The sequence below is a fragment of the uncultured Streptococcus sp. genome, assembly GCF_938036805.1.
Lineage (GTDB): Bacteria > Bacillota > Bacilli > Lactobacillales > Streptococcaceae > Streptococcus.
The window spans coordinates 1-9,274 of the sequence record NZ_CALHWC010000175.1 but is presented as its reverse complement, the minus strand read 5'-3'; the positions used below and the strand labels follow the sequence as shown (position 1 = coordinate 9,274).

Below are 9,274 nucleotides of genomic sequence, written 5' to 3'. Positions count from 1 at the left end.
CACACTTGTGTTATAATATTGTCAGTAAAAGAGAAAGTAGGAGCGTGTATGAAAACTCCATTTATCAGTCGTGAGCGTTTGGCGGAGCTGACAGCGCAGTTTCCAACGCCTTTTCATCTGTATGATGAGAAGGGGATTCGAGCGAGAGCGCGGGCTTTGCATGAGGCCTTTGCTTGGAATGCTGGTTTTAAGGAATATTTTGCTGTCAAGGCGACACCAAATCCTGCTATTTTAAAAATCCTCAAGGAGGAAGGTTGCGGCGTGGACTGTGCTAGCTATGTGGAGCTACTCATGAGCCAAAAGCTGGGTTTTGCTGGAGATGAGATTATGTTTTCGTCCAATAATACGCCAGCCGAGGAATTTCGTCTTGCGCGGGAGCTAGGAGCGACCATCAATCTAGATGCCTATGAAGATGTGGCTTTTCTGAAGGAGGCTGCTGGGATTCCCAAGGTGATTTCCTGTCGCTACAATCCCGGCGGTGTCTTTGAGCTGGGTACCAGCATTATGGATCATCCAGAAGAAGCCAAGTTTGGTATGACCAAGGCGCAGCTGATTCAGGCCTTCAAAGAACTCAAGGAGCTGGGAGCTGAGAAATACGGCATTCATGCTCTCTTGGCCTCCAATACTGTCAGCAATGACTATTATCCAGCACTGGCGCGGCAGCTGTTTGAGTTGGCAGTAGAAGTAGTGGCTGAGACAGGAGTCGAGCTAGACTTTATCAATCTGTCTGGCGGTGTCGGGGTCAACTACCAGCCTGATGGCGAGGAAAATGATATTGCGGTCATCGGTCAGGGAGTTCGTCAGGCCTATGAGGACATCCTGACTCCAGCTGGACTAGGTCAGGTCAAGATTTTCACAGAACTGGGTCGTTTTATGCTGGCTCCTTTCGGTCTTTTGGTGACCAAGGTGACTCACAAAAAGCAGACCTATCGGACCTATCTGGGAGTGGATGCTTCTGCGGTTAATCTCCTGCGTCCCGCTATGTATGGAGCTTATCACCATATTACCAATATGGATCGGCCAGAAGGGCCGACGGAGATTGTCGATGTGGTCGGCAGCCTCTGTGAAAACAACGACAAATTTGCCATCCAGCGGGAGTTGCCTGTCAGTCAGATTGGCGATACGCTGGTCATTCACGATACCGGTGCCCACGGCTTCTCCATGGGCTATCAGTACAATGCCAAATTGCGCTCTAGCGAGATTCTCCTAGAGGAAAATGGTCAGGCTCGCATGATTCGTCGGGCAGAGACCCCAGAAGATTATTTCGCCACTCTCTATGGCTTTGATTTTGAAAAATAGAGATAATTTGGTATAATAAAGAGTAATGTAAAAAATGAGACAGGAGTTCGGATTATTATGAATACATTGTTAGCAATTTTATTGATTATGCTGGCTTTCTTTGGTGGGATTTTGCTGGGTATGTACTTGCTTCGCCGTCAGGTCGAAAAGGAATTTGCGGAAAATCCACGTCTCAATGTAGAAGCAGTGCGGATGTTGCTCAGTGCCAATGGTCAAAAACCAAGTGAAGCACGCGTTCAACAAGTTTACCGTCAAATCATCAATCAACAAAAAGCAGCAGTTGCTAAAAATAAAAACAAAAAATAAGCTTCTCTCAGCTACCCTTTGGTGGCAGACGGAGATTTCTATATAAAAAATGGGGATTTGGGCTAGGCTTCCAATCCCTTGTTTTAGAAAGAAGACTGTATGGATAACCGACCGATTGGATTTTTAGACTCAGGGGTGGGCGGTCTGACTGTTGTCCGTGAATTAATGCGGCAACTCCCCCATGAGGAAGTGGTTTATATAGGTGATTCGGCTCGGGCTCCATATGGTCCTAGGCCGGCGGAGCAGATTCGAGACTATACTTGGCAGTTAGTCAATTTTCTCTTGACCAAGGATGTCAAGATGATTGTTATTGCCTGCAATACTGCCACAGCTGTTGTCTGGGAGGAAGTCAAAGCTAAGTTAGACATTCCTGTCCTCGGTGTGATTTTGCCCGGAGCTAGCGCTGCCATCAAGTCTACGACTGGTGGCAAGATTGGGGTCATCGGGACTCCTATGACGGTTCAGTCCGATATTTACCGAAAAAAGATTGAGGATCTCTCTCCTGAGATGGAGGTGCAAAGCTTGGCTTGTCCTAAGTTTGTCCCGCTGGTGGAGTCAAATGAGCTCCAGTCCAGCTTGACCAAAAAGGTGGTCTATGAGACCCTCCATCCTCTGGCGGGCAAGGTGGATACCCTTGTCTTGGGCTGTACCCACTATCCTTTGCTTCGGCCGATTATTCAAAATATGATGGGTCCGAGCGTCAAGCTGATTGACAGTGGAGCTGAGTGTGTACGGGATATTTCTGTCCTGCTCAATTATTTTGAAATCAATCGTAGCCGTGAGAAGCACGAACTGAACCATCGTTTTTATACTACAGCCAATGCTAAGAGATTTGCGGAAATCGCGGAAAACTGGCTGAATCTGAAAGTCAATGTGGAGCATGTGACCTTATGACAAAGAAAATTTATGAATACAAAGATGCCTCTGACTGGTATGTAGCTGAATGGGGACAAAGTGCCTCTTATAGCGAGTTCGAGCAGGTTCCAGCCGAAGCTTCTGATATTTTAGACCGCTTAGAGAGTATTTTGGCGGAAGAAGAGCTAGGCTTGCCCTTAAATATCACGGTCATTCGCTATGGCTCAGCCTTTCGCTTTTTGACCTTCTTGCTGGATATTTTAAATCAAGAAACGGACCGAAAGTTGGAATTGTTGCAGCGACAGGGAGCCCTTCTCTTGGTTGAAGGGGGGAAACTCCTCTATGTCCATCTGCCGCAGACTGGTGTAGATTTACAAGCCTTTCTGGGAGCAAAAGATGTCAAGGATACTCTTTTGATCGCGACTCGAAATGAGGGCAAGACAGCAGAGTTTCGCAAGCTTTTCGGGAAGTTGGGCTACGAGGTAGAAAATCTGAATGACTATCCTGGTTTGCCAGAAGTGGCTGAAACAGGTATGACCTTCGAAGAAAATGCCCGCCTCAAGGCTGAAACGATCAGCAAGTTGACTGGCAAAATGGTTTTGGCAGATGATTCAGGCTTGCAAGTAGATGTCTTAGGCGGCCTACCAGGCGTCTGGTCCGCTCGCTTTGCTGGCGTTGGTGCAACAGATGATGAAAACAATATCAAACTCCTGCATGAACTGGCCATGGTCTTTGACATTAAAGACCGCTCTGCTCATTTCCACACGACTCTGGTGGTCGCAAGTCCAGATAAGGAATCCTTGGTGGTCGAAGCGGATTGGCCGGGCTACATTGCCCATGAGCCAAAAGGTGAAAATGGCTTTGGCTATGATCCTTTGTTCTTGATCGGAGAGACAGGAAAAACGTCAGCTGAGCTGACAATTGAAGAGAAAAATTCCCAGTCTCATCGTGCACAAGCAGTGCAAAAATTAATGGAGGTATTTCCAGCATGGCAAAGCAAACAATCATCGTAATGAGCGATTCCCATGGGGACCGTGCCATTGTCGAAGAAATGAAAGATCAGTATCTGGGAAAAGTCGATGCTATTTTCCATGATGGAGACTCAGAGTTACCTTTTGAGGATGAAGTATGGGAAGGGATCCATGTCGTAGCGGGCAATATGGACTTTTATCCTGGCTATCCAGAGCGGCTAGTGACAGACTTGGATGGGACTATTATTGCCCAGACCCACGGGCACCTTTTCAATATCAACTTTAGCTTCCAAAAGTTGGATCTCTGGGCTCAGGAAGTGGGGGCAGAGATCTGTCTCTATGGCCATTTGCATATTCCAGATGCTTGGATGCAAGGGAAAACTCTCTTTCTCAATCCGGGATCCATTAGCCAACCTCGTGGCTCAATCAATGAACGTCTCTACGCTAAGGTAGAGATTGACGATGACCGCTTTAGAATTGATTTCTATACGCGAAATCATGAGCTCTATCCAAGCTTGTCCAAGGAGTTTGCCCGATGATTGCTAAGGAATTTGAAGATTATCTGCTGCAACATGAAGACACTTTTTTGACGCCGGGGGAGAATCTGGCGGTCATGATTGACACGCACAATGTGGATCATGCCATTCTTTTGCTTAGCCAGATGACCTATTCGCGCATTCCAGTGGTGACTGCGGAGAAAAAGTTCGTTGGCACCATTTCTCTGACGGATATCATGGCTTATCGGATGCAGCATGAGCTGCCAGAGGAAGAGTTTATGTCTATGGACATTGTCCACATGACACGAAAGGATGGTCTGACTGTCGAGCCAGATTACAAGATTGCGGACGTTTTGCACAAGCTGGTGGATGAGTCTTTCCTGCCTGTTGTGGATAAAGAACAACATTTTTATGGCATCATTACTAGAAAGTCGATTTTAAAAGCTGTTAACTCGTTGATGCATACCTTCACGAGTCAGTATGAGATTTCCAAAAAATGAAAGAACATATCACTCCTTTTTTAGAACAAAAAAATATCTCAGAAAATTCAAAATTAGCCTATTCCTACGATTTGGAGCAATTTGTCAATGAAATCCACAGCAAGGTGACAGAAACCAATTTGCGGATTTATCAAGCCTCTATCAAGGATTTCAAGGCAGCTGTCCAGAAGCGGAAGCTCTCAGCGGTCAATCAATTTCTCTATTATCTTTATGAGAACAAGATGATTGGGGAATTTCACCGCTTGACCCTGCCCAAGGTCGCTATTTCCAAAGAAATGGAAAGCGAGCTGATGGACTTGTCAGCCTTTTGGGAAACTTCTGCAGTACCACAAGGCCGGCTGATAGCGCTCTTGATTTTGGAAATGGGTCTTTTGCCAAGTGAAATCCTGCAGGTCAAGGTTGAAGATGTCAATCTTGATTTTCAGGTTTTGCGGATCGAGAAGGCTGGGCAGAAGCGAATTATTAAGATTCCTGAAAGTCTGACGAGTGAGTTGGGCGCTTATTTGTCAGGGACTTATCTATTTGAAAAGAATGGCAAGTCCTATTCACGCCAATGGGGCTTTCGCCAGCTGGAGGCTTTCTTGATCGAGCAGGGGCAGGCCAGCTTGTCAGCCCAAAGCCTGCGGGAGCAATTTATCCTGCGCCAGCGGGAAAAGGGTGTCGGCATCTACGACATTGCTCGTGATCTGGGCTTGAAGACAGTGATTACATTAGAAAAATACAGATAAGAATGGATATCAAGTTAAAAGATTTTGAAGGGCCGCTGGACTTGTTGCTCCACCTTGTATCCAAGTATCAGATGGATATTTACGATGTGCCTATTACCGAGGTTATCGAGCAGTACCTGGCTTATGTGTCTACTCTGCAGGCCATGCGGCTGGAAGTGACGGGAGAATACATGGTCATGGCCAGCCAGCTCATGCTGATCAAGAGTCGTAAGCTCTTGCCCAAGGTGGTGGATCAGGTGGATTTGGAGGACGATCTGGAGCAGGACTTGCTGAATCAGATTGAGGAATATCGGAAGTTCAAGCTGCTAGGCCAGAAAATGTCCCTCCAGCATGAAGACCGTGCTCTTTACTACTCCAAGCCCAAGCTGGAACTGGTCTATGAAGACGCTGAACTCTTGCATGACAAGACAGCCGTTGATCTCTTTTTAGCTTTTTCCAAGGTGATGACCAAGAAGCAGGAGGAGTTTTCTAAGAGTCACACAACCATTGTGCGAGATGAGTATAAGATCGAGGACATGATGGAAGTAGTGCGCCAGCGCTGTCGGGCTCATAAACGCCTTGCCCTGCAGGATATTTTTGCAGAAACCAAAGACATGAATGAAGTGATTACACTCTTTTTAGCAACCTTGGAGTTAGTCAAGGTGCAGGAGGTGCAGGTCATTCAGGAGGAAAACTTTGGAAATATTTATTTAGTAGGAAGAAAGAATGAGTAAATTAGCAGAGATTGAAGCCCTGCTTTTTGTGGCGGGGGAAGACGGTCTGAAAGTTCATCAGCTATCAGAAATCCTCTCCTTGCCGCCGACTGGCGTCATCCAGAGTTTGGAAAAATTGGCGGAGAACTATCAGTCAAATCCTGACTCCAGCTTGACCTTGCTGGAAACGTCAAAGACCTATAAGTTGGTCACCAAGCCTGAATTTGCTGAGATTTTACGAGAGTATTCGCGGGCACCGATTAACCAGAGCTTATCCCGAGCTGCACTGGAAACCTTGTCGATCATTGCTTACAAGCAACCCATAACAAGGGTGGAGATCGATGATATTCGCGGGGTCAATTCCAGCGGGGCGATTTCGAAGTTATTAGCCTTTGAGCTGATTCGGGAAGATGGCAAGAAGGAAGTCATTGGCCGTCCCAATCTCTATGTGACGACGGATTATTTCTTGGACTACATGGGCATCAACCATTTGGACGAATTACCTATTGTTGATGAAGAGGAGCTCATTGCTGAAGAAAGTCAGCTTTTCGGAGAGTGACAAGTTCACCCTATAAGGGACCGTTTTTTGAATATTACCAAGCTTTGAGGGAGACACTGCTTTCCCTATTTGCCATTTTTCCAGCTGTTAAAGTTGTGAAATGGTCTTTGTATCTTGTGAAAGGACAATATCGATGAGAATCAATAAATACATTGCCCATGCGGGAATTGCCAGCCGGAGAAAGGCTGAGGAATTGATCAAGCAGGGGCTAGTGACCGTGAATGGTCAGGTGGTGCGTGAGCTAGCGACCACCATTAAATCTGGTGACCGAGTGGAAGTAGAAGGTCAGCCTATCTACAATGAAGAAAAGGTCTACTACCTGCTCAATAAACCGCGCGGGGTGATTTCCAGCGTGACCGATGACAAGGGGCGCAAGACAGTCGTTGATTTGCTGCCGCAGGTCAAGGAACGGATTTATCCCGTTGGCCGACTAGACTGGGATACTTCTGGTGCCTTGATTTTAACCAATGACGGTGACTTCACAGATGAAATGATTCACCCGCGAAATGAAATTGACAAGGTCTATGTGGCGCGTGTCAAGGGTGTGGCCAATAAGGAAGTTCTGCGTCCGCTGACCCGCGGTCTGGTCATTGAGGGCAAGAAAACCAAGCCAGCTGTCTATGAGATTCTCAAGGTCGATCCCGTGAAGAATCGCTCGGTTGTTCAGTTGACCATCCACGAAGGGCGCAATCATCAGGTCAAGAAGATGTTTGAAGCAGTGGGGCTGCCAGTGGACAAGCTTTCACGAACTCAGTTTGGACATCTGGATTTAACTGGTCTCAAGCCGGGTGAGGCACGGCGATTGAGTAAAAAGGAAGTCAGCCAGTTGCATAATTTGGCTGTGACTAAGAAAAAATGATGAAGAAAATATTGATAGCGCCGGTTCGATTTTACCAGCGCTTTATTTCCCCTGCCTTTCCGCCTTCCTGCCGCTTTCGGCCGACCTGTTCCAATTACATGATTGAAGCCATTGAAAAACACGGGGCAAAGGGGGTTCTGATGGGCTTGGCCAGAATTGGCCGCTGCCATCCCTGGTCCGAGGAAGGGGACGATCCAGTGCCGGACCGTTTTAGTCTTCGGCGAAATGACTCTAAAACAGACTTCAAACGGAAATAGCTTTGTTTCCGTTTTTTGCTAGAGAATAAAGTCCAGCCTTAGCAATTACTATCAGCTTTTCAATATTTTTGTTATAATGTTTTTTATGAGAGTTGTTTCAGGGAAGTACGGGGGCAGATCCCTCAAGACATTAGATGGTAAGACAACGCGACCTACGACAGATAAGGTCAAGGGCGCGATTTTTAATATGATTGGGCCATATTTTGATGGTGGCCGGGTGCTGGATCTCTATGCAGGCAGCGGCAGTCTGGGGATTGAGGCGGTATCTCGTGGCATGGATTCCGCTGTTTTGGTTGAAAAAGATCGGCGGGCGCAAGCTATCGTGGCGGAAAATATTGCCATGACCAAGGAAGCAGCGCGCTTTGAACTACTCAAGATGGAGTCGAGTCGAGCCTTGGAGCAGTTGACCGGCCAGTTTGATCTGGTTCTGCTGGATCCGCCCTATGCCAAGGAGCAGATTATTGCGGATATTGAAAAAATAGCGGAGCGCAAGCTCTTGAGCGAGGATATTATGGTTGTTTGCGAGACGGACAAGTCGGTTGATTTGCCAGAAGAAATCGCAAACTTGGGTATCTGGAAGCAAAAGATATATGGAATTTCAAAGGTGACGGTCTATGTCAGATAAAATTGGACTCTTTACAGGGTCATTTGATCCTATTACCAATGGACATGTGGATTTGATTGAGCGTGCTAGTCGGTTGTTTGATCGCTTGTATGTGGGCATTTTCTACAATCCTCACAAAGAAGGATTTTTTAGCATCCATGCGAAAAAAAGAATAGTTCTAGCGGCTTTGGCGCATTTGGAAAATGTGGAAGTCATCACTTCCCATGATGAATTGGCGGTCGATGTGGCAAAAAGACTAGGTGTGACTACTCTTGTCCGTGGCCTACGCAACGGTCAGGACTTGGACTATGAAGCTAGCCTACATTTTTTCAATAAGGACTTAGCACCTGACTTGGAGACCGTATTTCTGCTGAGTCAGCCGGCCTACCGATACATCAGTTCTTCAGCGATGCGGGAATTGATTGCTTTTCAGCAGAATCTTTCTGCCTATGTACCAGCGAGTGTGATTGAGGAGTTGGAGAAAAAAGATGAATAATGACATGACAAATCCGAAAACGATGACGAAGGAAGATAAACGTGGTTTAAAAGTAGTTGGTTGTGCTGTAGTGACAGCTACTCTCGTGACGATTTTCTTCTTTTTTTCTATTCTTGTTCCCCTGCCTTACTACATTGAGGTGCCTGGAGGCGCAGAAGACATTCGGAAGGTTCTGACTGTGGATGGAAAAGAAGATCAGGCACCGGGTTCCTACAATTTTGTGACGGTTGGGATCCAGCATGCGACCTTTGCTCATCTGGTCTACGCTTGGCTGACGCCTTTTACGGATGTTTATTCAGCTCAGGATATGACGGGTGGCTCGAGTGATGCTGAGTATATGCGCATTAACCAATTTTATATGGAAACGTCGCAAAATATGGCCAAATACCAAGGTCTCAAGGCTGCAGGAAAAGATATCAAGATGAACTATCTGGGTGTCTATGTTCTGAAAGTAGCTCAGAATTCGACCTTTAAAGGGATTTTGAATATTGCGGATACGGTGACGGGAGTCAATGACAAGACCTTTGAAAGCTCAGAAGATTTGGTCAAATATGTGAATTCTCAGGCCTTGGGCGATAGTGTCAAGGTGACCTATGAGGAAGATGGAGAAACTAAGACAGCGACGGGGAAAATCATCAAGCTGGAAAATGG

At 46.5% G+C, this 9,274-nt stretch carries 14 protein-coding genes; all 14 read left to right on the top strand.

Features of this window, described 5'->3' with window-relative positions:
- The first annotated feature begins 48 nt into the window (after nt 1–48).
- Nucleotides 49–1,299, top strand: a complete 1,251-nt coding sequence (locus tag Q0191_RS07195; protein WP_297665148.1) for a diaminopimelate decarboxylase — start codon at nt 49–51, stop codon at nt 1,297–1,299.
- 57 nt (nt 1,300–1,356) lie between these two features.
- Nucleotides 1,357–1,605, top strand: coding sequence for a YneF family protein (locus Q0191_RS07190; protein WP_015605536.1), 249 nt, complete (start codon nt 1,357–1,359; stop codon nt 1,603–1,605).
- 99 nt (nt 1,606–1,704) lie between these two features.
- Complete coding sequence (racE, locus tag Q0191_RS07185) at nt 1,705–2,499, top strand: glutamate racemase (protein ID WP_297665147.1); 795 nt, start codon at nt 1,705–1,707, stop codon at nt 2,497–2,499.
- Entirely contained in the window at nt 2,496–3,473 is a 978-nt protein-coding gene (locus Q0191_RS07180) for a nucleoside-triphosphate diphosphatase (protein WP_297665145.1), read from the top strand. Before racE ends, Q0191_RS07180 begins: the two co-directional genes overlap by 4 nt.
- A complete protein-coding gene (locus Q0191_RS07175) occupies nt 3,449–3,970 on the top strand; it encodes a metallophosphoesterase (protein ID WP_297665143.1) in 522 nt (173 codons plus the stop codon). The genes Q0191_RS07180 and Q0191_RS07175 overlap by 25 nt, the downstream gene beginning before the upstream one ends.
- Entirely contained in the window at nt 3,967–4,428 is a 462-nt protein-coding gene (gene cbpB / locus Q0191_RS07170) for a cyclic-di-AMP-binding protein CbpB (protein WP_125387505.1), read from the top strand. Before Q0191_RS07175 ends, cbpB begins: the two co-directional genes overlap by 4 nt.
- On the top strand, nt 4,425–5,156 hold the full coding sequence (gene xerD / locus Q0191_RS07165; protein ID WP_297665139.1) for a site-specific tyrosine recombinase XerD: 732 nt from the start codon (nt 4,425–4,427) through the stop codon (nt 5,154–5,156). The genes cbpB and xerD overlap by 4 nt, the downstream gene beginning before the upstream one ends.
- A 2-nt stretch (nt 5,157–5,158) precedes the next feature.
- The gene (locus Q0191_RS07160) at nt 5,159–5,869 is read left to right on the top strand and encodes a segregation/condensation protein A (RefSeq protein ID WP_297665137.1); all 711 of its coding nucleotides are present in this window, start codon (nt 5,159–5,161) and stop codon (nt 5,867–5,869) included.
- Nucleotides 5,862–6,407, top strand: a complete 546-nt coding sequence (gene scpB, locus Q0191_RS07155; protein WP_297665135.1) for an SMC-Scp complex subunit ScpB — start codon at nt 5,862–5,864, stop codon at nt 6,405–6,407. The genes Q0191_RS07160 and scpB overlap by 8 nt, the downstream gene beginning before the upstream one ends.
- Nucleotides 6,408–6,540: 133 nt before the next feature.
- Nucleotides 6,541–7,266, top strand: a complete 726-nt coding sequence (locus Q0191_RS07150; protein WP_297665133.1) for a pseudouridine synthase — start codon at nt 6,541–6,543, stop codon at nt 7,264–7,266.
- Nucleotides 7,263–7,523, top strand: coding sequence for a membrane protein insertion efficiency factor YidD (gene yidD, locus Q0191_RS07145; RefSeq protein ID WP_297665131.1), 261 nt, complete (start codon nt 7,263–7,265; stop codon nt 7,521–7,523). Before Q0191_RS07150 ends, yidD begins: the two co-directional genes overlap by 4 nt.
- 85 nt (nt 7,524–7,608) lie before the next feature.
- Nucleotides 7,609–8,148, top strand: a complete 540-nt coding sequence (gene rsmD / locus Q0191_RS07140; protein WP_297665129.1) for a 16S rRNA (guanine(966)-N(2))-methyltransferase RsmD — start codon at nt 7,609–7,611, stop codon at nt 8,146–8,148.
- Nucleotides 8,138–8,623 (top strand): pantetheine-phosphate adenylyltransferase, encoded by a 486-nt coding sequence (gene coaD / locus Q0191_RS07135; protein WP_297665128.1) that lies wholly within the window; start codon nt 8,138–8,140, stop codon nt 8,621–8,623. The genes rsmD and coaD overlap by 11 nt, the downstream gene beginning before the upstream one ends.
- Nucleotides 8,616–9,274, top strand: a 659-nt coding sequence (locus Q0191_RS07130) for a SepM family pheromone-processing serine protease (RefSeq protein ID WP_297665126.1), incomplete at its 3' end; no start/stop codon positions are given. The genes coaD and Q0191_RS07130, both read left to right, overlap by 8 nt.